This is a genomic window from Paenisporosarcina indica, from assembly GCF_001939075.1.
GTDB lineage: Bacteria > Bacillota > Bacilli > Bacillales_A > Planococcaceae > Paenisporosarcina > Paenisporosarcina indica.
Genome location: NZ_MPTA01000005.1, coordinates 175107 through 200951, shown reverse-complemented (window position 1 = coordinate 200951; position 25845 = coordinate 175107). Strand labels below are relative to the sequence as shown.

At 36.4% G+C, this 25845-nt stretch carries 22 protein-coding genes, 2 pseudogenes and 2 riboswitches; of the genes and pseudogenes, 16 read left to right on the top strand and 8 right to left on the bottom strand.

What is annotated here, in order from left to right; translation table 11 throughout:
• The first annotated feature begins 125 nt into the window (after window positions 1-125).
• The 4 genes from GY23_RS13175 (at window position 126) to GY23_RS13160 (ending at window position 3621) form a co-directional block, all read left to right on the top strand.
• Window positions 126-446 (top strand): ArsR/SmtB family transcription factor, encoded by a 321-nt coding sequence (locus GY23_RS13175; protein WP_075619731.1) that lies wholly within the window; start codon window positions 126-128, stop codon window positions 444-446.
• 22 nt (window positions 447-468) lie between these two features.
• Entirely contained in the window at window positions 469-1431 is a 963-nt protein-coding gene (locus GY23_RS13170) for a TIGR03571 family LLM class oxidoreductase (RefSeq protein ID WP_075619676.1), read from the top strand.
• Window positions 1432-1459: 28 nt separating this feature from the next.
• A complete protein-coding gene (locus tag GY23_RS13165) occupies window positions 1460-2473 on the top strand; it encodes an LLM class flavin-dependent oxidoreductase (RefSeq protein ID WP_075619675.1) in 1014 nt (337 codons plus the stop codon).
• Window positions 2474-2598: 125 nt separating this feature from the next.
• The gene (locus GY23_RS13160; protein WP_075619674.1) at window positions 2599-3621 is read left to right on the top strand and encodes an LLM class flavin-dependent oxidoreductase; all 1023 of its coding nucleotides are present in this window, start codon (window positions 2599-2601) and stop codon (window positions 3619-3621) included.
• A gap of 769 nt (window positions 3622-4390) precedes the next feature.
• Here GY23_RS13160 and GY23_RS13155 read toward each other — a convergent pair.
• Genes GY23_RS13155 through GY23_RS13145 form a run of 3 tightly spaced genes read right to left on the bottom strand, consistent with a single transcriptional unit; the run spans window position 4391 to window position 8085 of the window.
• The gene (locus tag GY23_RS13155; protein WP_075619673.1) at window positions 4391-5494 is read right to left on the bottom strand and encodes a Ger(x)C family spore germination protein; all 1104 of its coding nucleotides are present in this window, start codon (window positions 5492-5494) and stop codon (window positions 4391-4393) included.
• On the bottom strand, window positions 5481-6611 hold the full coding sequence (locus GY23_RS13150) for a GerAB/ArcD/ProY family transporter (protein WP_075619672.1): 1131 nt from the start codon (window positions 6609-6611) through the stop codon (window positions 5481-5483). The genes GY23_RS13155 and GY23_RS13150 overlap by 14 nt, the downstream gene beginning before the upstream one ends.
• A gap of 4 nt (window positions 6612-6615) precedes the next feature.
• The gene (locus tag GY23_RS13145; RefSeq protein WP_139311123.1) at window positions 6616-8085 is read right to left on the bottom strand and encodes a spore germination protein; all 1470 of its coding nucleotides are present in this window, start codon (window positions 8083-8085) and stop codon (window positions 6616-6618) included.
• Window positions 8086-8362: 277 nt separating this feature from the next.
• Here GY23_RS13145 and GY23_RS13140 point away from each other — a divergent pair.
• The 6 genes and pseudogenes from GY23_RS13140 to GY23_RS17845 all read left to right on the top strand — a co-directional run.
• Window positions 8363-9030: pseudogene (locus tag GY23_RS13140) on the top strand (DUF4317 family protein).
• Window positions 9031-9123: 93 nt separating this feature from the next.
• Window positions 9124-9450, top strand: coding sequence for a hypothetical protein (locus GY23_RS13135; RefSeq protein WP_075619671.1), 327 nt, complete (start codon window positions 9124-9126; stop codon window positions 9448-9450).
• Between the two features lie 558 nt (window positions 9451-10008).
• Complete coding sequence (locus GY23_RS13130; RefSeq protein WP_075619670.1) at window positions 10009-10788, top strand: nitroreductase family protein; 780 nt, start codon at window positions 10009-10011, stop codon at window positions 10786-10788.
• A gap of 725 nt (window positions 10789-11513) precedes the next feature.
• Window positions 11514-12569 carry a M42 family metallopeptidase gene (locus tag GY23_RS13125; protein WP_075619669.1) on the top strand — a complete coding sequence of 352 codons (1056 nt, stop codon included), beginning with the start codon at window positions 11514-11516 and terminating at the stop codon, window positions 12567-12569.
• A 253-nt stretch (window positions 12570-12822) separates the two neighbouring features.
• Window positions 12823-13263 carry a cell wall hydrolase gene (locus tag GY23_RS13120; RefSeq protein WP_075619668.1) on the top strand — a complete coding sequence of 147 codons (441 nt, stop codon included), beginning with the start codon at window positions 12823-12825 and terminating at the stop codon, window positions 13261-13263.
• 196 nt (window positions 13264-13459) lie between these two features.
• A pseudogene (locus tag GY23_RS17845) lies at window positions 13460-13868 on the top strand (DUF4317 family protein); the annotation flags it as partial.
• Window positions 13869-14151: 283 nt separating this feature from the next.
• On the opposite strand, the gene GY23_RS13110 reads toward GY23_RS17845, so the two are convergent.
• Window positions 14152-14754 (bottom strand): TetR/AcrR family transcriptional regulator, encoded by a 603-nt coding sequence (locus GY23_RS13110; RefSeq protein WP_075619667.1) that lies wholly within the window; start codon window positions 14752-14754, stop codon window positions 14152-14154.
• Window positions 14755-14953: 199 nt separating this feature from the next.
• Between GY23_RS13110 and GY23_RS13105 the strand changes: the two genes are divergently transcribed.
• Entirely contained in the window at window positions 14954-15691 is a 738-nt protein-coding gene (locus GY23_RS13105) for an SDR family NAD(P)-dependent oxidoreductase (RefSeq protein ID WP_075619666.1), read from the top strand.
• A 312-nt stretch (window positions 15692-16003) separates the two neighbouring features.
• Here the strand turns inward: GY23_RS13105 and GY23_RS13100 are convergent, their stop codons facing one another.
• Complete coding sequence (locus tag GY23_RS13100; RefSeq protein ID WP_075619665.1) at window positions 16004-16420, bottom strand: hypothetical protein; 417 nt, start codon at window positions 16418-16420, stop codon at window positions 16004-16006.
• A gap of 337 nt (window positions 16421-16757) precedes the next feature.
• Between GY23_RS13100 and GY23_RS13095 the strand changes: the two genes are divergently transcribed.
• Window positions 16758-18584: a hypothetical protein gene (locus GY23_RS13095; protein WP_075619664.1), complete on the top strand. Its 1827-nt coding sequence runs from the start codon at window positions 16758-16760 to the stop codon at window positions 18582-18584.
• Between the two features lie 193 nt (window positions 18585-18777).
• On the opposite strand, the gene GY23_RS13090 is transcribed toward GY23_RS13095, so the two are convergent.
• Window positions 18778-19680, bottom strand: a complete 903-nt coding sequence (locus GY23_RS13090; RefSeq protein WP_075619663.1) for a DUF899 family protein — start codon at window positions 19678-19680, stop codon at window positions 18778-18780.
• 369 nt (window positions 19681-20049) lie between these two features.
• On the opposite strand from GY23_RS13090, the gene GY23_RS13085 reads away from it, so the two are divergent.
• Window positions 20050-21540 (top strand): malate:quinone oxidoreductase, encoded by a 1491-nt coding sequence (locus GY23_RS13085; RefSeq protein ID WP_075619662.1) that lies wholly within the window; start codon window positions 20050-20052, stop codon window positions 21538-21540.
• Between the two features lie 323 nt (window positions 21541-21863).
• Here the strand turns inward: GY23_RS13085 and GY23_RS13080 are convergent, their stop codons facing one another.
• Entirely contained in the window at window positions 21864-22403 is a 540-nt protein-coding gene (locus GY23_RS13080; RefSeq protein WP_075619661.1) for an ECF transporter S component, read from the bottom strand.
• A 537-nt stretch (window positions 22404-22940) separates the two neighbouring features.
• Between GY23_RS13080 and GY23_RS13075 the strand changes: the two genes are divergently transcribed.
• Window positions 22941-23390: an ion transporter gene (locus GY23_RS13075; RefSeq protein WP_075619660.1), complete on the top strand. Its 450-nt coding sequence runs from the start codon at window positions 22941-22943 to the stop codon at window positions 23388-23390.
• 147 nt (window positions 23391-23537) lie between these two features.
• Here GY23_RS13075 and GY23_RS18320 read toward each other — a convergent pair whose 3' ends face one another.
• Window positions 23538-23741 (bottom strand): hypothetical protein, encoded by a 204-nt coding sequence (locus GY23_RS18320; protein WP_161487611.1) that lies wholly within the window; start codon window positions 23739-23741, stop codon window positions 23538-23540.
• Between the two features lie 31 nt (window positions 23742-23772).
• On the opposite strand from GY23_RS18320, the gene GY23_RS13070 reads away from it, so the two are divergent.
• Both GY23_RS13070 and GY23_RS13065 read left to right on the top strand, forming a co-directional pair.
• On the top strand, window positions 23773-24180 hold the full coding sequence (locus GY23_RS13070; RefSeq protein WP_075619659.1) for an organic hydroperoxide resistance protein: 408 nt from the start codon (window positions 23773-23775) through the stop codon (window positions 24178-24180).
• A 283-nt stretch (window positions 24181-24463) separates the two neighbouring features.
• Window positions 24464-24570, top strand: a riboswitch (SAM riboswitch).
• A 96-nt stretch (window positions 24571-24666) separates the two neighbouring features.
• Window positions 24667-24774, top strand: a riboswitch (SAM riboswitch).
• 143 nt (window positions 24775-24917) lie between these two features.
• Window positions 24918-25844, top strand: coding sequence for an ABC transporter permease (locus GY23_RS13065; protein WP_075619658.1), 927 nt, complete (start codon window positions 24918-24920; stop codon window positions 25842-25844).
• Window position 25845: the final 1 nt, after the last annotated feature.

The window sequence follows — 25845 nt, the reverse complement described above, 5'->3', positions numbered from 1 at the left end:
ATAGATATCACGAATTACCGATTTGATATTTTACTTCTGATAATTCATTTTACTCACTTTTCCAATGTGAATAGTGTTAATCGATAAAGAAAGGGGCATGTTAGTTGAAACAGGAATTAGAACGAATAGATGATGAACATGCAGTTGAAATTTTCAAGGCTTTGTCGAACCAAACTAGGGTAAATATTATTCAAATGCTCAAAGATCCCGACAGTAATTTCTCAGCACAAGCACATGTCATTAAAGATGAAGGTTTTGAAGGTGGAGTTTGTGTAAGTGATATCCAGAGCAAAACCGGGATCTCTCAGTCCACGACATCCCAGTATTTATCGATTCTTCTGCAAAGCGGACTAGTTGAAATGAAACGAATTGGACAATGGACGTATTATCGCCGTAATGAGAAAACGATCAAACAGTTTGAAAAATACATTGGCATGAATATATAACCCTTAAGTAAGGAGGATTGCAGTGAGTTTATTTAATCACAGTGCTTTCAACAAAATGTACCAAAGGGACAAAATGACACTTGGTTTCTCCATTCCCACAGCGAAAATGTCGAAAAACCCAGTAATGGAGAACCAGTTGGAGCTTGCACGTAAAATAGAAGACCATGGTTTTGCGGCTTTATGGCTTCGTGATGTTACAATCCAGAATTTGAATATAGATGATAATGGACAAATGTATGATCTTTGGATTTATTTGACGTATCTTGCAGCACATACAAAGCATATTGCATTAGGGACATCAAGTGTTGTCCTTCCACTACGCCACCCTGTTCGAGTTGCGAAGGAGGCCACATCGATTGACCAGTTGTTTCCAGAACGCCTGATTATGGGAGTTGCATCGGGAGACCGGGAAAAGGATTTCATCGCTCTCGGAGTAGCAAAACAAGATGGAGGACCATTATTTAAAGAAAACTACGCATTCCTCGAGCGCCTGTTAAAAGAGGATCGTCCCACAATCCATAGTGATTTTGGTGTGATGGATGGGACTGATATGAGAATGATACCAAAACCTGTTTCTTCGATTCCAACCATGGTGACGGGATTCAGCAAACAGTCCATCGAATGGATTGCCGAGCATGGAGATGGTTGGATTCAATATCCAAGAGGCATCGGTCAGCAAATGAAGTTAATAAATGATTACCGTGAGTTGACGGAAATTCACGCTCCCGGGGTATTTAAACCATTCTCTCAAACTTTATTCATCGACTTATCGGAAAATCCCGATGCATTACCTATTCCCATTCCATTAGGCTATCATGTCGGCCGCAACAAATTGGTGGAATTGCTTTATCAATTTCAATTCATCGGCGTCAATCATTTGTCGTTTGTATTGTATTTTTCAAAACGTCCAGCAGAGGAAGTAATTCAGGAACTTGGAGAGTTTGTTTTACCTTACTTCCCAACTCATGAACTTGCTGATGAATAATAAAGGGAATACGAAAGGTAGATGACTTATGACAAACTTAGCAAATACACCACTTTCTGTACTTGATCCCTCACCTATTATTGAGGGAGGGTCAGCAGAACTTTCTCTCCTTAATACGCTTGATTTAGCAAAGAAAGCAGAACAGTGGGGCTATAAAAGGTTTTGGCTTGCAGAACATCATAATTGGGTGGGAATGGCCAGTTCTGCTTCGCCAGTCGTGATTGGAAGAGTAGCCTCGGTCACAGAAAAAATTCGTGTTGGCTCAGGAGCTTTACTGCTTTCCCATTATTCTCCTCTTTCTGTGGCTGAGCAATTTGGGACATTGGAAACATTCTTTCCGGGCCGGATTGATTTAGGATTGGGACGAGCTCCTGGTACAGATCAATTTACTGCGAGTGTGTTGCGGCAACGAATAGCCGGAGAACCCGAATTTGCAGAACGCCTACAGGAGATTATTGCATACCTTTATGGTTCAGGAACAACAACAAGCAATGGTGCAGTTAGTTTCCATGCAATTCCTGGTGAGAAAACAGAAGTGCCAATCTGGCTGTTAGGGTCTGGCCTTTACAGTGCGAAATTGGCTGGATTGTTGGGACTTCCTTTTTCTTTCGCAGGCCACTTTGCCCCAGGCAACATGATGGAAGCAATAAACGTATATCGAGAGAGTTTCCGTCCGTCCGAGTTTTTGCAAAGCCCATATGTACTTTTAGCTGTCCAAGTAGTAGCGGCTGACGATGACCGAGAAGCACAAAGGCTTGCTACATCGATGTATCAGAAGTTTCTTTTATTAACACAAGGAAAACCAGCTCCAATCCAGCCTCCTGTTGAAAATATGGACAAGCTATGGAATGCAAAGGAACGCAAGTCTGTGGAAGAACAGCTTTTTACTTCCATCATTGGGGACCCAATCGGTATAAAACAGCAATTACAAGAGCTAATCTTGAAAACAGGAGCAAACGAAATCATGGCTCATACAGAGATTTTTGACCATGCGGCTCGATTACGCTCATATGAAATTTTGGCACAAGCTGCTAAAAAGTAATCATAGAGCATGTCCGCAGTCAGTGGTTGTAATGGATTGAATCTGAAAAGGGTATTTTTAAACATTTTTTTGAAATAATAATACAAGTCCTTTATTTAATACAATTATAGAAAGAAGATGAATATATGTCTGCACATACAAAACAGTTGAAGGAAATTCCGTTCTCGGTTCTTGATCTTTCACCGATAGTAGTCGGAAGTACTCCGGCTGATTCTTTTCGCAATACATTGGAACTCGCACAGCTTGCTGAAAAACTGGGTTACAACCGTTATTGGCTGGCTGAACATCACAATATGCCGTTTATCGCCAGCTCTGCCACTTCTGTAGTTATTGCCCATGTCGCTGCTGGTACATCTAAAATCCGGTTAGGTTCAGGTGGAATCATGTTGCCGAATCACGCACCACTTGTCATCGCTGAACAGTTCGGCACTCTTGAATCTTTATATCCCGGTCGAATTGACCTTGGTCTAGGGCGGGCACCTGGTACTGATCAGCGGACTGCTCGTGCGTTAAGACGGGACTTGAGAAGTACAGGAGATGACTTCCCCGAGCAATTAGCTGAACTCCGTGGTTACTTTGATCCTTCCTTGGCACAAGGAAACCCTATTAAAGCAGTTCCGGGTGAAGGTTTGAATATTCCAATATGGTTGTTGGGTTCAAGCGGTTACAGTGCCCAGTTGGCTGGAGAACTTGGTTTGCCATTCGCTTTTGCCAGCCATTTCTCACCGCTTAACACGCTAGGTGCACTGGAATTATATCGCAATGCGTTTAAGCCTTCGAATGTTCTGGATAAGCCGTATGCGATGGTAGGATTAAATGTGATTGCAGCAGAAACGGATCAAGAGGCACAGCGTCTTGCCACTACATTGCAACAGCAGTTTTTGAATTTGATGCGTGGTAACGACGTGCCATTGCAACCACCAGTAGACGACATTACAGAATTGGCAAGCAGCTACGAATTAAATGCTCTCCAGCAACAATTAGGCTCATCGATCGTTGGTAGCCAACAAACGGTAAAAGAAAAGCTGAAGACATTTCTGGAGGAAAGCCAGGCTGATGAAATCATGGCAATTGCCCAGGTTTTTGATCACAAGGCTCGACTCCGTTCTTATGAAATTCTGGCAGAGATCACACAAAACCAAAGTTAAAAAGGACGATAATAATAAAGGAACCTCCTTGGGGGGATTTCCTTAAGAATTTGACAAAATGACCTGGAATCTTAAGATTCCAGGTCATTTTGTGTACATTTTGATTAGCTAAAAACGCATATGAGTCACGGTGAACCATACCGTAATAAAATTAGGTTTTCAATAAATAGATGATATGAAAACTCTTATATAATTATTTCAGTAAGATATTAAGATATTAATCCCATATAATTCTTATACCGAACTGTAATATACAAAATGGTTAATAAAATTATATATTGCAGCTTTATTTATTGGTTCCTCAAAATTAAGTGGATTTATCAAAATTAAACTCGATTGATTCAAGTGTTTATGCAGTTATTGGTTTAAATCGTAGTCTGATTGAAAATCTTCCTTATGTAAAAGAGAATCAAATGAGGGTCCCTTTATTCAATAATATTCATTTCTAAGAGTTGTTAGGAAAAACTCATTTAGATACAGTACGGTGAACCATATCATAAGTAAAAAAATGTTTTTATAAGCTGTATAATATGAAAAACACATATTTATATAATTTGATTTTTCAACCAGATTCAATTGAGAGTATCTTACTCATCTAAAAAGTCAGATCTACTTAGATACTCTCCAGCAACAATTAGGCTCATCGATTATTGGGAGCAAACAAACGGTGAAAGAAAAGACGCAGACATTTTTAGAGGAAAGCCAGGCGGATGTGATGAAATCATGGTCATTTCCCAAGTTTACGTTATGAGTTATTCGATAGGAAAAATTAAAGGTTTTGCCTTTTTGAATTTGCATCCGTCAAAGAATCGATATTAATAATGTATTTTATTTTAATGTCCATCTTCTCAAACATTTCAATCCATTTTTTTTCTTCCATTGGTTTTGAGAATGGTCTTTTTGTTTGTACGCCAAGCTGTAATGGATCCACTTTCAATTCTTGCATCTTTTTAACTAGTTCATGTGTTTGTTTTTCAAGATGGGTTTCGATATTTTTTTTCATATTTTCTAACTCCTTTGGGTCAAATAATTGCTTCTCTCCCCGGTATTCCTCAATTCTAGTGTCTATATTCACGGTATAGGTCATTGTAGAATAGCTGCTATCGATATCTACTATTATTTTAGATCTAACATGACCCAGTACAACTTCAAATTTTGGAATAGGTAAAACTTCTAAGTAGTGATCGTTGTTTATCAGCTGGAAGATACGATCATCTAAAGATGAAATAGTTTCAACTAGCTTGTCATCTTGAAACAAGGCTGTACCTTCATAGCTGACCCCATCCTCTTGTATTTTGAATACAGGCAAGAAAGGATCTGAATAAGGAGTATAGAGCAAATTTTTAAATTCATGAAGATTAACGACAGTTAATTCTCCTTGGTTTTTTTCCTCATAATGCTTCAGCATTCGGTAAAACGAGTAATCAAAGTTTTCATCTTTGTCCAATTGACTTTCCAAGTATTCTTCAAAATTTCCTTTTACGATAACTAAATAGATTCTCAAAGAAATATCCGGATCAGTCAATAATACATTTATAATGGACATAATCCCGTCTTTTCCAAGTTCCTCACTAATTACCAGCATCCGCATTTGTCCGGATTTAATTTCCTGGTAGAAGTTTAAGTTGTACTTCTGTACTCCCTCCTTTAATAAGCTGACTTCTTGCGACATAACAATCTTTTTTTCTTTACTTAGAGGAGGCAAAATTGTACTGATTTTTAATTTCCCTTTATCCCCCTTACTAATTGACAAAAAGGTAATGGGAGAAATTTCTTCAATAAGGTTATTTTTGGTAAAATGGGCACAACCAGATAACCAAAAAGTCATAAAAAGGAGTATCAATCTTTTAAATATCTTTTTATGTAGACGCATGTTTTTTAACCCCCTTTTTTTTCATTACTAAAACAATAATAAGTGGAACAAGAAAATAGCTTATGCTTCCAGCTATAATTTGAAGATTAAGTAAAAAGTTCTGCTTCTCCCAAGACTTCCAAAATAATTCATTCACAAGAACCATTCCGATAAAAATAAGGAATACACTGAATAACAAACCTTTTCCACTGGACGGCTTGCTCATTTTACCAAAAGCTATTTTAGATGCTCCATAAAACAATAGTAGAAATAGAGAAACTGCAAAAACTAGGTTAAATAATTCAAAGGAAAGCATGACCATATCAATTCGTTCAAACACTGGGTTTTGAAAATAACGGGCCATATTAATAATTGGATATTTACTTTTACTTAAATAATTGGAACCGAAATAAAGTAGGGAAGCTATAAATAGGAATACATACTCTACAACGGTGAGAGCGTTACCGTAAGACAAATAGCGAAAGGTTTTATTGTTTGTTTTAAGCCATGGTCCCAAAAATACCAGAAATTCCGGACCAGAATAGGAAGACAAAATTAAAAAAAAGGCTTTCCAATTTTCTACTTTCCAATCCATTGGAATAAGTGGATACAAATCACTGAGTTGAGCTATTGGAGGAAAGAAGAAAAAAACGAAAAATGTGATCATCCAAAATGTACAGAAAAAAGAAATCAACACAAAACGAATGGTATGTTCAACGCCCTTACTTGCGACATAACAACAGAACAAGAAAATAAAAAAGACAAGAAAATTTGTATCTGTTGATGGAAACATAAATGTTTGAATAATTTCGCTGAATCCTAACGTTATGACGGAAAGTTTAAGTAGAATAAAGAACAACCCGATGAAAGAGAGAAATCGTACCAATTTTTCTCCAAACAATTGGACAAATCCGTTATATCCATTGCTAGATAAACGGGTTAATAGCCACTTCGATAAAAGAAGAAGGTTTAGTTGGGATAATATCCCGACAGCTATAAGCACCCAAATCATATATGGATTGATCAAGATACTTGGCATAATCAGAAAAAAGTATAGCATTTGGAGGCGATTTACCAACAACATGGCATAGAGCCCATTATAGGTTTCATTCTTTTTAAATAATTGGTGGGTTTCCATCAAGTCATCTCCTAGTTTTATATCTCTTCAGTTTTAGAGGTTTAAGATGCTCTGGACGCTCCATCATTTTGACTAATGGCCCTCGAATGAATAAGTCAATCCAATCCTTTCTAAAGAAAGGGGAAACTGGTGAAAAATAGGGTTGCTTGATTGAAGACAAACTATTAAGATGGGCTAAAATAGCAATGATTCCTAGTGCAATCCCAATTATCCCAAGTAAAGAAGAAAAAATAAGAAGCATCAATTGAATTAATGAATTTGCTTTTGTCATAAGGTAGTTGGGAATAAGAAAGGAAGCTATCGTCGAGATCCCGACCATGACAATTAATACGTTGCTAGCGAATCCAGCCTCAACAGCCGCTTGACCAATCACAATTCCCCCAATAACCCCAAGTGTTTGACCTGTTTTTGTAGGCATCCTTAAACTTGCTTCTTTTATGATTTCAATAAAAATTAACATGATAAATGCTTCCCAAAAAGGAGTGAAAGGAAGCTTGCTCCTTGAGTCGACCAAGACCAGAAGTGTTTGTATAGGAATCATTTGATAGTGATGAGTTGTCAATGCCACATAGAAAGGAATCAATGTGACTGACAGAATAAAACTGACATATCGGATGATGCGCAAAAAACTGGCAACTACCCATCGATTAATATAGTCCTCGGGTGATTGGAACAAATGGAAAAAAGTAATGGGTGCAACAAGAGCAAATGGTGTATTGTCTACCAGAAGGGTGATTTTTCCTAATTCCAGAGAATAAGTAACTACATCAGGCCGGTCAGTTTGCTGAAACTGAGGAAAAATACTGTTTTGATGTTCCTCCAGGAATGCCGCAACTTGAGAGGAGTCAAAGAAGAGATCAAAATTAATTTCAGAAATCTTCTCTTTGACTGTTGAAACAAAATCTGGATTAGTCAGCCCCTCTATGTACATTAAAACAACACTTGTCTCACTCAAAGAACCTACAGTAAACTTCTCTGCTTTCAGTTCATGTATGGGGAGTCGTCTTCGAATAAGCGTAATATTTTGTTCTACTTGTTCACTAAAGCTGTCTTTTGCTCCGAACAGGATGGTTTCTGTTTCGGAAGATTCAATGGCACGTCCAATAGGATTTTTTAATGGCACAGCTAACCAAAGGTTTTGCGAAGAATCAAATAACAAAATGGACCCTGAAAACAACTGTTTTTTTGCCTCTATAAAAGTAGGAATGGGAATAATTGAGGAATTCACAATGCAATCTTGAATAGACGGTTTGGAACAACTAGTTAAAGGTTTTATAATGCTTTCATTTAATTTTTCTTGGTCAATGAGAGTTCGTATGTAAACAAGATGAATTTTTCGAATATCGGAAATGTCAATTTCCACAAATTCTGCATCATCCATTTGAACGAGGATTTTTTTCAGAGCTTCTATCGATAATTCTGATTCAGCTATTGATTGAGTAACAAGCTTACTTTCAATTTGTTTTTTTTCCAAAACATGTACATCCACCCCTCTTATCGAGAAAAAACATTTCTAGTCGTACTTAAAAATTCCATATTCATACACATTGTTAGCAAGTTATTTTTAAAATATACAAAACACGAAGAGGTGCATAACGACCCAAGAGGAACAAAGGCAATCCATAAAAGATAGGCTTTCTTCATCTTAAAGATAGTTATAATAAAGAAGTGTAAAAAAGCTAAACTGTAGCTTTGGATGCTCTTTTTTGTCCAAAACACGAATCTTACTAGCCAGGGAGTTAAAATTAGAAATGAATAATAAAGATATAGCAGAGATTCGAAAACAATTTAAGTTGGATAACGATTTACTGAAAATCGCTGACATTTATACCGTTTAAATCAAGCAGGAAAGCAGTGAGATCTTTCATGAGGAGAGCCACTCCTTTTCTTTGCTAGACCGGGAGCAGCAAGAGCTGTTCCTTGCCAACTTTAAAAAGGTTTTAGGTGGGAAACTGGATGTGAAGCTGTTTGAGGTGAAGTTTCAGCGTCAAGCAGAGGGGCAAACGGACCATACTCAACGACTTTTGCATGAGGGGCTTCATACAGACGATATAGGTGAATGGAAAGCAGCTATGCAACGTATCGCCTTGAAGATGGTTCAACTTTGGATTCTGTAGAGGTTGCACGTGTGCTGAAGGCGAGCGGCGTAAAAGATGTGAGTACGGAAAAAGTGGAAAGGGCCTTTCAGCAGGTGGTTGAAGACAAAAACTATGAAATGAAAGCAAGTCATATCGTGCCAAGTTACGCGTCCAAGTCAATCAAAATCAGCACGAAAGTAGCGAATATTGCGATCAGCCCTAAAGACTTGAGATATGTCAAACAGGTCAATTACAATGGAAAACGCTGTCTATTGATCGAGGTGGAAGAAGACACAATGATTGAAGGATTTAAGCTACTTCCGGAAGAGCTGTTGGAGTAGGAGAAAGATAGGGGATCCTTCAGCCAGCTATCTAAAATGGAAAAGAGAATAAACCTCATTTGGCCTTGCTACGGTGAACCGTATCATAAGTAAGTGAAAAATCATCTAATATATGCTTCATCTGGGAATCTTCGACTATTATTAAAAAGTGTGTTTTCTGCTACAAATGATTTTAAAATAGGTTTAAAAACAAATCTAGTAAATGAAACAATTAAAAACTTCTATCGTAATGATATTTGGTCTGAGCATACGAAAATAGCTGATTTATATAAAAATATTAAGCCCTTAGTTAATTGGGGTAGAGACTTTATAGAAGATGTTGTAGTACCAGATACAATATTGAAAAATAGTGATTTGGCATTAAAAGAAGATAGCCGCCAAACCTCTTTTTGTGTTTATTGGAATATTCAGGAACAGTGATACTTCATACACAAGGAACAAAAGCAGTGTATGATCGATATTTATTAAATATAGGTATAATGGCATCTCAAGAATCAAACCCGTCTGATTTACTAGTTAATATAATGCCTAATTTATCTGTGAAATTATATACAGATTATGGAATGAACTCTAAATACAATTGAACAAGTTTTATCAGGTTCAGAATCTGATTTAATGAAGTTCCCAAATGTTGGAGAAAAAAGGTCAAGAAAAATATGGAATAGCGCTTATAATTCTATAATTGAATATGTGTCGGGATAATACAATATGAGGTTACAATTAAAAATTTGTACCTTATAAGGGAAATCAAAGAGACATTAGTTTTGTTAAGAAGTTAATAATAGATATTAATAAAATACATTCGCTAAAAGGGTTTAGTGAAATCGACTGGGCTCTTTTTGTTTACAAGAATAAATGAAAAATGAAAATGGATGTTAATTTGGTTCTACAGAACCTTTCCATAGGTTTTAATACATAAAATCTTTAATTTCAGAACATTTCTATTTAATGCTATTATTTAAAAAAGGAGTGATAATTTTGGAGTTAAAAGATGCTATTTACGGACACAGATCCATAAGAGAATATGAGGATCGGGAAATCAGTCCAGAACTGCTGGAAGAAATTTTAGACGCGGGCATTCGTGCTTCTTCAAGCGGTAATATGCAAACTTATTCGATTGTCGTTACAAAAGACAAAGAACTTAAAGAAAAATTATACATTGCACACATGGAACAATCGATGGTAGTTGATGCTCCAGTGCTCGTAACATTTTGCGCTGACTTTAACAGAATGAGAAAATGGCTGGCTCTCAATGATGCGCCAGTACATTTCGATAATTTTATGAGCCTGATGATAGGCGCCATTGATGCAACTTTAGCGGCGCAGAATTGTGCTTTGGCAGCAGAGAATGCGGGACTAGGCATTTGTTATATGGGCTCAACGCTTGCGAATTGTGATCAAATTGGCGAACTCTTGAACTTACCGGAAAATGTCGTGCCAATTGTAGGCTTTTCTTTAGGATATCCTGCAGAAAACCCTGCTCCGCGAGATCGGTTGCCGATGCGTGGAATTGTTCACTACGACCAGTACCGTGATTATTCAGAAGAAAAAATTCTGGAAATCTATAAAGATAGAAATGAAAAGGGATGGAACCGCTATATGGAAGTTCCTAGATTAAAGGAAATGACGGAACAGTTAGGATTAAAAAATCTTGCGCAAATCTATTCAGTGGCCAAATATACGAAGGAATCTCATCTTGAATTTTCCCAAACAGTGCTGAACTACTTGGAGAAGCAAAATTTCATGAATAATGAATGATGCTTTCTCGATTCCTAAGAATGGAAAGATATGAACTTAAATGAGTACAATAAAAACCTCATATAAATATATCTCGGTGAACCGTACCATAAGTAAATGAGGTTTTTCTACCAAAAATATTAATAGGCCTATTCAAGATTGATCCCTCTTGAATAGGCTTTCTTTTGAGCTACAAATAATTCAATATTTCCGATAGACGAATTATTAAATCATAATAAACATAAATATAGTTACAATTTAATAAAAGTTGCATGGCTCAAAGAATTAGGAAGAGCGGCATATTATTATAATGATTTAAGCAGAAGAAATTTTATTAAAGGTGAAAAGAAAAATGCAGAAAAAACTGCACTTAAATTTTCTGGAGGAGCTAATTTCGTGACAGAGAATAGGTATGCTTGATTTTGTGAAAAACTTGAAACACCCACAAATGTTGTTAGAACATCGTTTGTGGGTGTTTTTTTGTGTGATAGAGAAGAGGTTGGTATCTCAAAATTGACGTATTTGTCGAAAATTCTTGATTCCAGTTTATCATTTACATCAAAGATCCTAAATGGAGCAGGAACCTATTTACTTATGTCGAAAACGTTTGTGAAAGGATTTGGTGTTGAATGATGCAAAATCAGGTGGGGTTTGGTATGGTCTTTTGAAACTACAGGAACAAGAGAATCGTAATAAATCATAACTGAAACCTTTTTCAATAATAACAATTTAAGGAGAAACGATTTATGGATGAAAAAGAATTAGCATTACTAAAGGAAATTACAGATATTCAAGGAACATCTGGAAATGAAGATGCCGTACGAAATTACTTAAAAGAAAAATTCTCAACTGTTGCAGATAAGATTGAAACTGATGGGATGGGTTCTTTAATGGCAACGTTGGGAACAGAAGGCCCTAAGATTTTAGCAGCAGGCCATATGGATGAAGTCGGTTTTATGGTTCGAGCCATTACAAAGGATGGTTTTATTAAATTCTCAAGATGCGGTTTCTTCTTTGTGACGGGTGTCTTATCGCAGCATTTTACCATTCTTACTGATACTTCCGCTGTACCTGCTATTTGCTCGTTAGGCCCAATGCAGTTTAATGAAAAATATCCGGATATTGAAAATTTAGTTATGGATGTGGGTTGTACAAGTGATCAAGAAGTCAAGGAATTAGGGATTCAGATTGGGGATTTTATTGTTCCTGAAGGCAATTTCAAAACACTGGGCAAGGACAATAAATATCTTGTCAATAAAGCCTGGGACAATCGAATTGGCTGTGCTGTATCCTTACGAGTCATGGAAAACCTGAAAAGAGAAGGACATGAAAATATCTTTATTGGCGGCGGATCCACTCAGGAAGAAGTGGGCTGCAGAGGTGCTATAACGTTAGGAAAGATGTCACAGGCAGAAATTGGGTTTTCCATCGATGTAGGAACGGCCGATGATATTCATGGCATGCCAAAGGAAGGGATTTCCTTAGGTAAAGGTCCTGAATTATGTGTGATGGATTCCTCTACCATCTCCAATCGGAAATTATTGAAATTTGTGATTAAAGTAGCGGATGAATGTGGCATTCCATATCAAGTTTCGATTATGAAACATGGTGGAACAGACGCTTCAAAATTCCAGAGTGCCAATTATGGGATGCCGGTATTATTAGTCAATGTACCATCCCGTTATGCACATACCCCTACTTCCATGATTCATTATGATGATTATGTCCAAACAGTCAATTTAATGACCGAGGTTATTAAACGATTAGATCGAAAGACAGTGGAGGAAATTAGAAGGTTCTAATATTCAAGTCTGGCAGGAAACGATGAGGATTATGCAGGCGTGTACAGGGATCAGCAAGTTTTTATTTTCTGGTAATGTCCAACCCCCGCCGCCACCGTTAACAATCCAAGAGCAATTGGATACTTTAATTAATTTCTTCGAGGGGCAAGAATGCGAAGGTTGTAACTAACTAACGCGGCAGGTTAGTTGAATAAAGTTAAAGAGATGGCATTAATGCAGGCTTTTTTTCATACAGTAGTCTGGGGGTGAAAAAATGGCGAGAGTTAAGTACAGGGATAAAGACGTTGACCTAATAGCTAGGATGATAAGAGCGGAAGCCGAAGGTGAAGGAAGACAAGGAATGTTGTATGTTGCCAATGTAATTGTCAATCGTGCATTAGCGGATTGCTTGGACTTTAGAGATGTAAGAACAATTGAACAAGTCATCTTTCAGATACAAGGCGGTAATTACTCTTTCGAAGCTGTCCAAAAAGGTAATTTGTTCTACCAAGGAGCGAGAGAATCTGAAAGAAGATTAGCAAAACAAGTGTTGGATTATTGGAGAGGACATCCAGCGAAATATGCACTGTGGTATTTCAATCCATATGCTCCATGCCCTCCGACTTGGTATGGTCAACCATTTACTGGCCAATATAAAGATCACTGTTTTTATGAACCAGCACCCGAGACATGCGAAAGTGTATATAGAGGCTAGGTTCTATAAGAGCTGTAAATAGCCTTAGGATTTTATGGGAATTTTATCTTTTTGGTGCTAAGAATACACATTTTTAATAATAGATACTAGAAGTCAATTATATTTAACTATTGTAAAAAAGTAAGTTTAAAAAATGCGCTTGGAGAAATACTTCCATGCGCATTTTTTATTATGAAATTCACCAAAAACGTTTGTTGATGAAGTAAATTTGAAAACTCTCGCCGATGTATATGATGAAATCGATCATATGTTAGTGGTGGAAGAAGAGAGTGAGGACGAAGAAGGGAGTACTCCTACTTTGGCTATAGAGGTTGCACATGTGCAGAAGGCGTAAAAGATGTGAGTACTGAAAAAGTGGAAAGGGCCGTTCAGCAGGTGGTTGAAGACAAAAACTATGAAATGAAAGCAAGCGCCATATCGTTCCGAGTTACGCGTCCAAGTCCATTAAAATCAGCACGAAAGTAGCAAATATTGCGATTAGCCCTCAAGACTTGAGATATGTCAAACAGGTCAATTACAATGGCAAACGCTGTCTATTAATCGAGGTGGAAGAAGACACGATGATTGAAGGATTTAAGCTACTTCCGGAAGAGCTGTTGGAGTAAGAGAGACAGGTTATATTACTAACTTTACAGAGCTATATCCATGACTCTATATTACATCCAGCTATTTAAATAGTGCAAAGCATTATGAAAACACTTTGAATCGAGCACCAAGACCAGTTGTGTTGGATGTTAGTGATGGGGAGGGGGAGTAGGAAACCCTAATAAATTTCTTGTACCAGGTGGATGAACGTTCATAGTAAAAAAACACGACACCACTTAAGAAACATGAAAGTGGTGTCGATAAATATATTGCACCGGATGCACAAACATAAGAGTCATTTTATCATTTCCCAATATACTCAAATGAATAAATATGAGTTTTCGTTAAAGCAATTACTTCTTCGATAAATTCCTCTTGAGATTCTTCGAAACCACTGTTAATCCAATTCAGAATAAGTCCGTAAAAACCATAGGCAGTATAACGTTTAAAATAATCCATGTTTACTGGGATGTTATTGATCGTTTGGAAATTGAATTGTACTTGGTAAATTTTTAAGATAGTTTGAGGGAATTTTGTATGCAATCCTGGCAAGGTATCATCATATTTAATCAGTTCAAAAAAATTCCGATTCTCATATATGTAAGAAATGATATTAAAAGATGGTGTATTTAGCTTTGTTGTAAATAATTTTTGACCAGGCACATATGGTTTTCCTACCGAATCTTCTAATCCTTGAAGCATCGAATCGAATAAGTCTTCAGCCAATTGAATTTTATCTTGATAATGCACATAAAATGTACTGCGATTATAAGCGGCTTGATTTACAATATCCTTTATAGAAACAGCATGGTAACCATCTCTTTTTATAAGTTCAATTAGTGCTAGCTTAAAATGTTCTTTTGTTCGATTTTGTCGTTTAGATGATATATTTTGCTGATTTCCCATGAACATCCCTCCATGTTAAAAGACAAAACCTTCTAAAGTGTCTATTACTTGCACATTTTATAATAATCTAATGGTTGTTGAATCTGACCGAAATGTTTAAGTTTAATTGTGAACAAAGTAGCACATACTATAATTTGGACTATGAATCTTAACTAAAATATTCTATTGCTTCTTAATAATTATACAGGGGGAATATAAAATGGGTAAATTACAAAATAAAGTAGCTATAATTACTGGTGGAGCATCAGGTATTGGGGCAGCAACAGCAAAATTATTTGTTTCAGAAGGTGCTAAAGTAGTACTTGTAGATTTAAATGAAGAAAAAGGAAAAGCTTTTGAAGCAGAACTGAAAGCGCTTAACGCCGAAGCATTATTCGTTAAAGCGAATATTACAAGTGAAGAAGATGTAGCGAATATCTTTAAACAAACAATTGAAGCTTTCGGCAAAGTGGACGTTGTGTTCAACAATGCAGGTATTGGTCGCGTTCACCCTTCTCATGAGTTAGAATACTCTGAATGGCGCAACACAGTCAATGTTGACTTAGATGGCGTATTCTTAGTAGCGCGTGAAGCAATCCGTGAAATGTTAAAAGCGGGCGGGGGTACAATCGTGAACACTGCTTCTATGTATGGTTGGGTTGGTTCACCTGGATCGGCAGCTTATAATGCAGCAAAAGGCGGCGTAATTAATTTAACACGCTCACTTGCACTTGAATATGCAGATCAAAATATTCGCGTTAACTCACTATGCCCAGGCTTCATCGACACACCAATTATTCCAGAAGAGAGTAAACAAGTATTAGCTTCGATGACTCCGATGAAACGTCTAGGACGATCAGAAGAAATGGCTAAAGCAGTATTATTCATGGCGAGTGATGATTCTTCATTCATGACTGGAAATAGCTTAACTGTTGACGGTGGTTATACAGCTCAATAAGCGTTATATGTTTTGCAGCAGCTGCATAAACAAAAATTATACGCAAAATGAAACCGCACTTACATTCGTTACGGAGAACCGTATCACAACTAAATGAGGTTTTTAAAAGAACCAGCTAGAACGTTGATGTTACAACGATCTAGCTGGTTCTTTATTTTATGTGTAAGTGCTCTTTTTTCCAATCACGATATTGCCACCATTCTGAAAATAATCCACCGAAAATCGCTAATGTAGCAGTGACAATAATCCAAAACAATAATTTTAATTGATAATACTCTTAATTCCTTTGTATTATCCAGTGTGGTAATGAGCTTACTTATTAAGTTTTATATCTATTAAAGTTTCGGTTGCTTTTAAGTAAGTAGTTTTACAAGAAATGTTTTCTTCTTTGAGGAAAGAGAATTCGTCGCCATCTGCTGTCAGATTTAAACCGTTTATATGCACATTATAGTAGCTTGGGTGAGAGCCGCGTCCACTACTACTTTCCTCAAAATAAGCAATTTCACAAATACCTTCTGTAGTATGAAAATCACCTGTTTTAAAACTAATAATATCTATTATTCCTGTTGCGAATAGATATATGGCACATAATCCGAAAAAAACGCTGACAATCATAACTAAATAAAAATCTTTATGTTTCCTACTTTTCGTTAGGAAGTGTACGATAATCAAAATTAAAATAATTAAAACAATGCCTGAAAAAATTGTTGCTGAATAGATTTCTTTCAATATAAAAACTCCTCTCATATTACTTTACAATATATATAGTGGAGTTCAAACAAGTTTTAATAACCGCACTTATACATGTTGCGGTGAACCGTACCGTAAGTAAACGAGGTTTTTTAAAAAACTAATTTCTAAATAATTTATCTATAATAATGAACAAAAGGTATGTGAAATTACTTATTTTCCATACTTTTTTTAATAGAAGGTATTTCCTTGATATATGTCGTATCATTATATAATGAAAACATAAATTTAAATTAATATCGATTCACAGAAGGACTCAGAAACTATTATAAATGTAAAAAATACTGTATTCCAACCATCCTTTAAGGAGGACCTCATGGGTTTTAAAGATGAATTTAAACGTGAAATGCGTAACGCAATAAAAGACGTAGAAAAAGAAGTACATAAAACGTGGAAGATTGATTATAAAGGGCATTGTATTGAAATTATAAATCAGATAAAAGAAGAGCTACTTATCATTGATGGTATAACGGTTGATAGGAATAAACGAAAATATTTATTTTCGCATATTCTTCCGTATTCGAAATTATCAGGGATACTTGAACTACAAGATGGTACAAAGCACAAGGTCTCCGTTAAACTTGGTGGTTATGTACGCTTTAATTGTATTGTAAAAATCGATAATGAAACGTTTTTAGATGATTCACTGAAGTTGGACTTTCTTCCGTGGGTACATAAAGAAAAAATTGTTCCCTTTATTCAACGACAAGTTCAAATACACAACAAAATAGTAGATGATCGTTTACCAGATGAAGAATATTTGTTTGATGAAAATCATCCACGAATGGCTGCAGGTTTATCCGATAACTTTGCAGATGACACACCTACTCCATTTTATGTGAAAAAACTACTGAAGCTTTTTGAAGAACAACTAAATCATCCTACGACCAAAACAAGAAAAGCCACATACGAAAAAATTATTTTTGATAATATCGCTAGCTACGGTGATGAATTCATTGAACGATTCCAGCAATCTCAATTGGACGAATCCCTTGTACAACAAGAGGCATTATGGCTTCTTGAGCATGCAGCACATAGAGAGGTTGTGAAATTTTCAATCATCGTACTTGGTTTTACAAATTGCGAAAAATATAAAGAGTTATTATTCACATTAGGTATGCATGAAGAATTTACATCATATGTAATATTTGCATTGAAAAATGGCACAATTCAAGCAAACAACCAAATTTGGCGACTCGCTCAGTCCGTCCATGGTTGGGGTAAAATTTCGGCTGTTGAACAACTGGAAGCACGGACGCCAGAAATAAAACAATGGTTACTGACAGAAGGCTGCAGAAATATAATTATGAATGAATATTTAGCCTATACGTGTGCCATATATGGAGAACTTGACGTAGCTCTATACGAAGAAACGATATCAAAAGAGCTATATGATGGAGCAGGTCTTATCATCCAAGCTCTATTAAATGAGAGTGCTCCCCAGGGCATCGAAGATTATTCGTATGCAAGCGTAGTTCTTTCGCGCTTTATTTACCATGCACGTATGCACTGTGAAGCACTTGAAGATTTTTATCTACTAATGAAAATAAGTGAATTTATAAATGCTGATAAAGAAATTTGGGAAGAACGATTTAATGTCCAATGGAAACAACATGAGTACACTTCTATTCAGCTAGCGATTCAACCATTTATTAATGATCCTAAATGGCAACAGCTTGCAATGGATGCACTACAACAAGATCATAATTCTACAGCACTTGAAATCGCTCGCTTTTATCATTTAGACGTCACTCAGAATGTATTTGATTTGCTAGAGAAATATCCCACAAACAGTGAATTATATTTAGCCGTTATGGATACAAATAATCGTCAGCATATTAAAGACCTCTGCGCATTTGCAGAAACTCATTTATCGTTATCTAGTCTTTCAAATGATGAACTAGTTTGTCTGCAATGCATTGTTCAAGATTTATATGAACAAGAAGGAGTAGGACTAGCATTGATTCAAGCTGCTCTTAAATCAGAAAATGGGAATTTACAGTACCACGCACTAAGTGTACTAAAAGGATGGTCGCCATCTTTTTCCCAACAACCTACCATCCAAGAAACCATTAAAAACATCGCAACTAGGACAAAAGATAAAGAAGACCGTCAGCTAGCAAAACTCTTATTAAAGAAATAAGTAAAGATTTTATCTCTTTATCTAGAAAATACTTAGATGATTCATCATTTCTCTAAGATAAATTGATAAACCTCACTTAGCTCCATCACGGTGAACCGTACCATAAATAGATGCGGTTTTAAATATAATAATCCCCTATAGAGTAGACAAGTAAAGAATCGTCTACTCTATAGGGGACATTTTTTCAGCAAGCTTATTTTTCAATCTCAAATAAATGAAACTTCAAGCCAAAAGGATCTGCTACTAATACGCTTTTTTCATGATAGTCTTTTGTTATTATGCAGCCGTGTTCTACTAATTTGTCTCTTGCATGCTGGAAATCCTTAACTGCAAATTCAAAGAAGACATTTTCGCTTTTGGAGTCTTCAATAAATAAATGGTTTCCTCCCACTGAAAACTTCGTTTCCTTCTCAAAGCTTCTTTCAAGTTTCATCCCTAATATATTTTCGTAGAAGTTAATTGCTTTATCATAGTCTTTTACTTGTACTGCTATGTTATTGGTTATATGAAAAAGTGATTGAGAATTGTATCTTTTCTTAGGATGAAAATCTTCCGATCCAGAGGGGAGTAAATCAAATAAGTGCCAAACGACGTTGTAATCATCCCTTGGTCCTAGGGGAGCTTTTGCATGATGATAAATGTTACCTTCTACGTCTTTTCTAAATGTAGAAACCCCCGGCATATAATATCCATCTTTTTCAAAACCGAGATCTTGTTTAAATGTGGTACCTTTAGTAGAAACCATAAGGAACTTCCAACCTCTTGACGCTGCAAAATCTTCTTGTACTTCTGGAGTATCAGGAGAAGAAAGGACAAAGGCTGCTTTCTGGATTAAATGTTCGTAAATTCCGTTAAAGCCGTCAGCCCACATCGTGCAATACGAACAGCTATGCCCCATATTATGAATTAATATAAGTTCATCTTTTTCCTGAAAGAGATCATGTAAACTTACTTCTTCTCTATCTGACGTGACAAATTGATAGTTTTCAACTTTCTGTTCAGGTACAGATTTTCTTAATTGAACAAGCTGTTTCTTTTTCTCCAGGATTTCTTGCTCGAGCTGTTCAATCTCATAATGAATATCCTCGCTAGACACAGTAAATCACTCCGATTCAATCTTATTTGATTCTATATATATTCTTCAGTATTAGTTGCATTTCCTTCTGGCAGTCCACTGACAACGACAAACTATAGCAATAACTATTTCACGAAACCGAGTCAAGACATAGGGGTTTGTGCATTATTAGGAGCTTGTGGAAAGACTTCTCACTATTCACAAGCGGGTAAATAGCTTATAGTTATCAAATAATAGTAGAGATCTTAGTCTACAAATAATTTACGATATGATAAAATTAGTATAGATACAGAAAAGGTGTGTGACTAGTTAGCGCATTGCTTTGGCGTAACGACTAAGCGACAGCGCTTACATTCTTTCTGCAAATATAGGGAGTAAGGGAAGGATAATATGAGCAACCGAGAAACTAAAACAGACGTGATCTTAATAGGTGCCGGAATCATGAGTGCTACTTTAGGAACAATGCTAAAAGAATTAAAGCCGGACTGGGAAATTAAAGTGTTTGAGAAGCTCGGCAAAGCAGGAGAGGAAAGCTCTAACGAATGGAATAATGCAGGAACAGGGCATGCTGCACTTTGCGAGCTTAACTACACTTCCGAAAAACCAGATGGCTCTATTGATATAAGCAAAGCGATTAATATTAATGAACAGTTCCAACTTTCAATGCAGTTTTGGTCTTATCTTGTAAACCACAAGCTAATCAATAATCCACAGGACTTTATCATGCCATTGCCTCATATGAGTATGGTTCAAGGGGAAGAAAATGTTTCGTTTTTGAAGAAACGCTTTGAAGCGATGTCAAATAACCCCCTTTTCCAAGGAATGGAATTTTCCGAGGATCCAGCAAAATTGATGGAATGGATTCCACTTATTATGGAAAATCGTCCAGGAAATGAAGCGATCGCGGCAACCAAAATTGACTCTGGAACGGATGTTAACTTCGGCGCTTTAACTCGCATGTTACTTGAGCACTTAAAGACTCAAAACGTTGATATTAATTACAACCACAGTGTTGAAAATATTAATCGTACGAGCGATGGCAAGTGGGAAGTGAAAGTGAAGAATAATGCTGAAGGTATACTTGAACACCATACGGCAAAATTCGTCTTTGTCGGAGGCGGGGGCGGAAGCCTGCATTTACTGCAAAAGTCCGGTATTCCTGAAGGAAAACATATTGGTGGATTCCCGGTAAGTGGACTATTCTTAGTGTGTAACAATCCGGAAGTTGTAGAGAAGCATCATGCAAAAGTATATGGTAAAGCAAAAGTTGGTGCGCCACCAATGTCTGTTCCACATTTGGATACAAGATTTATTGATAATAAAAAATCGTTGCTATTCGGACCGTTTGCTGGCTTCTCACCGAAGTTTTTAAAGACCGGATCCATGTTCGATTTAGTGACTTCCGTAAAACCGGATAATCTTATAACGATGTTGTCTGCAGGGGCAAAAGAGATGTCATTAACAAAATATTTGATACAGCAAGTGATGTTGTCAAAAGAAAAACGTATTGACGAATTACGAGAGTTTATCCCAAACGCAAAACTTGAGGATTGGGATACAGTGGTAGCAGGTCAACGTGTGCAAGTGATCAAAGATACTGAGGCCGGTGGTAAAGGAACGCTTCAATTTGGTACGGAGGTTGTTACTGCGGCTGATGGTTCAATCGCTGCTTTACTAGGCGCTTCACCAGGTGCTTCTACCGCTGTTCACGTAATGCTTCAAATCATGAATAAATGTTTCCCAGAACATATAAAAGAATGGGAACCAAAAATTAAAGAAATGATTCCTACTTATGGCTTGTCACTTATGGAAAATCCTGAGCTACTCCACGAAATGCACGCTTCAACAAAAGAGACGCTTGGTCTAAGTGAAAAGAGCTAGTGCATAGTCGTAGTTAAGTTGTAGGGTTTAGAAACAAAGGTCTTTAATGAAAATATTTACTTATAGAATTGAGTAAGTAATAGAGTATTATAAAAAAAAACTAGAATCTTTAATCTATTTTTAGATTGAAGATTCTTTTTTAAAATCGTGAATTGATACCTCGTTTTGTAAGGGCAAGGTAACCTTTCAAAATGTAGTAATTAAAAACTAAAAATTAATCAATAAAAGAAGGAGAATGCTTGATATACGAAGCGTTCTCCCTTTTTTGAGTTTTATAAATGTTTATAAGAAACTAGTTGTATTGTTGCCCACCTTTTAATTAATTACTTAAAATAAGGAACTTTTTTCAGCGCAACACAAGCAGGAATGGCTACAATGATCCCGACAACGTTTTGAACGATGTTTCCAGGAATAGAGGCCATAGGTGCAATCCAGTTGCCATATATAATCCCTTCACACAAGTAATAAACCGCTAACATCACAGGCACTGAAAGAATCATAGCCATTAGATTGAAAACAACACTGCGGCCATTGCGGCCATTCGACCAAGCAATTTTCCCTACTACGTATCCCTGTAGACCGCGAGCCACAATGGTGAAAGGTGCCCATAACGTATAACTCATCATTAAGTCGAATAACCCCATCCCAACAGCTCCAGCAATTGCAGCTTTCTTAGGTCCAAATAAGAGAGAGGTGATGAAGAGCATAGCTGTTCCAAGATGAACTAAACCGCCGTTTGCCGTAATTGGCAGTTTAATATTTAATAAGAGAGTAGCAACAAATACGAGTGCAATTAACATGGATGTCAGAATTAAATTAAAAGTTTGCGTACGTGAGCTTGAATAACTTTGTGTGTTTTGCATAATTTTTAAACCTTCCTTGCTTTTCGAATTCACTGATAACAGTAACAAAGGACTGGACTATTTAAAAGTATCAGTTTAGTACAAAATGTAGGGGTCAGTTTACGAAAAAACAGTAAAAATTATGTTGAATCTTGAAGTGAAAAATTCAAATTACTTTTTTGGTTCACTTACTTTTACTTGTAGTTACTGTTTTTTTTAGACGACATGACAGTATAAATGAAAAGTTATAATGCCATGAGAAATAAATCTATACATAAATAAAACAGGTACATATTTGATTCCTTATATAAAGAAATTTTTAATAAAGACGGACTTAAAATAAGTTTAGTGCGTCAAAAAGTAGGTAAACCTATTATCATAATGTACAATAAGGAAATGTTTTGCAGTTGGTTGCAAAATGGGAATTTTAGATGTTTTGGTTTATTCCTAAAATGGGTATTTAAAGAAATGGAAAACCAAATTTAGTGATTAAATGTCAGTCTTTTTGACTGACATTTTTATTTTGTGGATTATTTACATATAAGGAGTTGATAAAAAATGAATCAAAGCAAATGGGAAGCAAGATATTATCTAACTTCTTTTTTCTTATCCTTGTACCTTTTATTTTCAATAGCTGTAAGCTACATGTCTTTTCCAGAGAGTTTTAAAGAATTAAATGAAAAAATAACAGTGGGAATTTTAGTGTTTTTTATTATTGAATTAACGGTTCTTTTCTTTATCTCAAAGAATAAGAAGCGGTTTATTAAGGAGAACTGGATTGCTATTTCCGCAATAGTTGTATCTCTACCTTTTATTTTGTTTTTAAATGTTTTTGCAGAACTTGGGTTAGTTGTAGCTGTTCATTTAATGAAAGCAGCTAAAGTTTTAAAAGGTGTTAGGATTCTCAAAATTGCAAAAGGAATAAAAGTATTAAAAAGTATAAAATTAGGTAAAAAATCAGTTAAAAGTATTAAGAAAAATAATAAGGAGAATCAAGTTGGAGATTGATTAACCTGCAAAAGATAATTAAAGATACTGAGCACATTATTGCATCAGCCGCTGCTGTAAGAATCATTACAAAAGACGAACTCGTAAAGGAAGGCTACCAGGAATTTCTTAGATTGTTCAAGCAATAAGATCATCCAAATAATTTGGTCATAAAAAATCAGCTCTATTGTTATTTGTCCATAACAATAGAGCTGATTTTCGTTTCTGTATGTACTGTAAGAAATCCGTTTTCATGTAATAGGGATTCGAATATATATAGAAATCTTCCCCTAACTCTTCAATTTTGCCGTGGACATTTGGATAGGATGCCTCATTCGGAGCCACAATAGTCTTATTGGGCAAAATTTTCATAAACAGCAATGATGAAATGGAGGAACATCCCTTGAAAGAACTATTTACCGCAACAGTTACGGCAATCGGTGGACGCGAAGGACGCATCAAATCGGAAGATGGCGTACTGGACATTGCTTTGGCAATGCCGGGTGTCAAAGAAGGCACAACGAATCCTGAACAGCTTTTTGCAGCAGGCTATGCGGCTTGTTTCGACTCCGCACTGAATTTGGTCGCTCGCCAGGAAAAAATCAAGCACGGGGGATCTGAAGTCACAGCCCATGTTACGTTGAACCAAAGTACCGATGGCTATTCGCTTTCCGTCAAATTGGATATTTTGGTCCGTGATGTAGAGAAGGAAGTTGCCCAGAATCTTGTAGAAGCTGCACATAAAGTATGCCCATATTCACGTGCTATACAAGGAAACATTAACGTAGATGTGGAAGGCCGCATTGCGTAGTACTTAAATTTATTTAATCCGATTCTTGTCAAATAATTGTAATATAAACAGATCCCGCTTTGAATTCAGGGGCAGGGTCTGTTTTTCTGCGGTTAGCTATTTTTGTGTCACTGCGAAAAAAAATAAGAAAAAGAAGGATTATAGTATTAACCAAAATAAGTCTTAGTTTCTATACTTATAAAACTAAAATATCAAAACTTTTTAAAAAATTTATATAATTTGGGTTGACAGGTAAATATTAGAGTACTATAGTAATTTGTAGCCGAACATAACTTAATAACTTTTCTTATCTAGAGAGGTGGAGGGACATGGCCCTTTGAAACCTCGGCAACAGGTTCTATCGTAGAATACTGTGCTACTTCCATCAGGTGTAAATCTGACAGATAAGAAGAGCTTAATCGATAGAATTATGATAAAGCCTCTTCTTATTTATGGGAAGAGGCTTTTTTTATGTACATATAGAAATATTTTGAAAACTGAATAACAATCTTATCCAGAGAGGTGGAGGGACATGGCCCTTTGATACCTCGGCAGCAGGTTCTTAAACAGAACACTGTGCCAATTCCATCAGAATTAATTCTGAACAGATAAGATAAGTTTATGGTTAAATCTGCCCCTCAACTTATCTTTGTTGAGGGGTTTTCGGTATTTAGGGAGGTAAATGCAAAAAACACGTCTACTAAGCCTGGTATTCAGATGTGATTAATGAGTTATTTTTGAGAAATGGAGACATTAAAATGTACATAGTCAAACGCTTGTTTACGATGATTGTTACCTTGTGGATCATTGCTACTTTAACTTTTATGATGATGCATTTTATCCCGGGAGATCCTTTTGCGAGTGACGCGAAAATGCTGCCGGAGGAAATCCTGGAAAATATGCGAGCTAAATATAATTTGGATAAGCCTTTGGCGGAACAATATTTTCTGTATTTGAAAGACTTGGCCCAATTAGATCTCGGACCGTCGATCCAATCAAAAACAAGGGATGTAAATACGCTGATTGCAGAGGGTTTTGGTCCATCAGCTTTGCTGGGAATCCAATCTCTTTTAATGGCAATTATTTTGGGCATAGGGTTGGGAGTCGTTGCGGCTTTGAACCATAACCGAGTGCTCGATTATTTATCGATGTTTATCGCAATTATCGGGATTTCGATTCCAAGTTTTATCTTGGCTCCGTTGTTAATCAAATATTTTGGGGTTGAGTGGGGCATATTTCCGGTGGCGTCGTGGGGAACATGGCAGCACACCATCATGCCTTCCTTTGCTTTGGCTTTGGGCCCATTGGCAATCATTGCGAGATTTGTCCGGACCAGCATGCTTGAAGTCTATAACCAAAACTATATCAAAACTGCTGAAGCAAAGGGGCTTTCAACATTTTCTGTTGTTGTGAATCACGGAATCAGGAACGCCCTCATACCGGTCATATCCTTTATCGGTCCGTTATTTGCAGCCGTCATTACAGGAACGTTTGTCATCGAAAAGATCTTTGCGATTCCTGGGATTGGAAAGTACTTTGTAGACAGTATTTTCAATCGCGATTATCCGGTTATACTCGGGACTACAATTTTTTACAGCACCATCTTGATCATTACCTTATTTATCATCGATCTAGCTTATCGATTCGTCGATCCTAGAATTAAAATTACAAGCAGAGGTGAATGAA

What these genes read in the sequence shown, in the direction of transcription:
- GY23_RS13155 (WP_075619673.1), bottom strand. Translation starts at nt 5,494, where the DNA reads ATGCGTCTACATAAAAAGATATTTAAAAGATTGATACTCCTTTTTATG.
- GY23_RS13165 (WP_075619675.1), top strand. Translation starts at nt 1,460, where the DNA reads ATGACAAACTTAGCAAATACACCACTTTCTGTACTTGATCCCTCACCT.
- GY23_RS13125 (WP_075619669.1), top strand. Translation starts at nt 11,514, where the DNA reads ATGGATGAAAAAGAATTAGCATTACTAAAGGAAATTACAGATATTCAA.
- GY23_RS13075 (WP_075619660.1), top strand. Translation starts at nt 22,941, where the DNA reads ATGAATCAAAGCAAATGGGAAGCAAGATATTATCTAACTTCTTTTTTC.
- GY23_RS13150 (WP_075619672.1), bottom strand. Translation starts at nt 6,611, where the DNA reads ATGGAAACCCACCAATTATTTAAAAAGAATGAAACCTATAATGGGCTC.
- GY23_RS13110 (WP_075619667.1), bottom strand. Translation starts at nt 14,754, where the DNA reads ATGGGAAATCAGCAAAATATATCATCTAAACGACAAAATCGAACAAAA.
- GY23_RS13080 (WP_075619661.1), bottom strand. Translation starts at nt 22,403, where the DNA reads ATGCAAAACACACAAAGTTATTCAAGCTCACGTACGCAAACTTTTAAT.
- GY23_RS13065 (WP_075619658.1), top strand. Translation starts at nt 24,918, where the DNA reads ATGTACATAGTCAAACGCTTGTTTACGATGATTGTTACCTTGTGGATC.
- GY23_RS13105 (WP_075619666.1), top strand. Translation starts at nt 14,954, where the DNA reads ATGGGTAAATTACAAAATAAAGTAGCTATAATTACTGGTGGAGCATCA.
- GY23_RS13120 (WP_075619668.1), top strand. Translation starts at nt 12,823, where the DNA reads ATGGCGAGAGTTAAGTACAGGGATAAAGACGTTGACCTAATAGCTAGG.
- GY23_RS13160 (WP_075619674.1), top strand. Translation starts at nt 2,599, where the DNA reads ATGTCTGCACATACAAAACAGTTGAAGGAAATTCCGTTCTCGGTTCTT.
- GY23_RS13095 (WP_075619664.1), top strand. Translation starts at nt 16,758, where the DNA reads ATGGGTTTTAAAGATGAATTTAAACGTGAAATGCGTAACGCAATAAAA.
- GY23_RS18320 (WP_161487611.1), bottom strand. Translation starts at nt 23,741, where the DNA reads ATGAAAATTTTGCCCAATAAGACTATTGTGGCTCCGAATGAGGCATCC.
- GY23_RS13085 (WP_075619662.1), top strand. Translation starts at nt 20,050, where the DNA reads ATGAGCAACCGAGAAACTAAAACAGACGTGATCTTAATAGGTGCCGGA.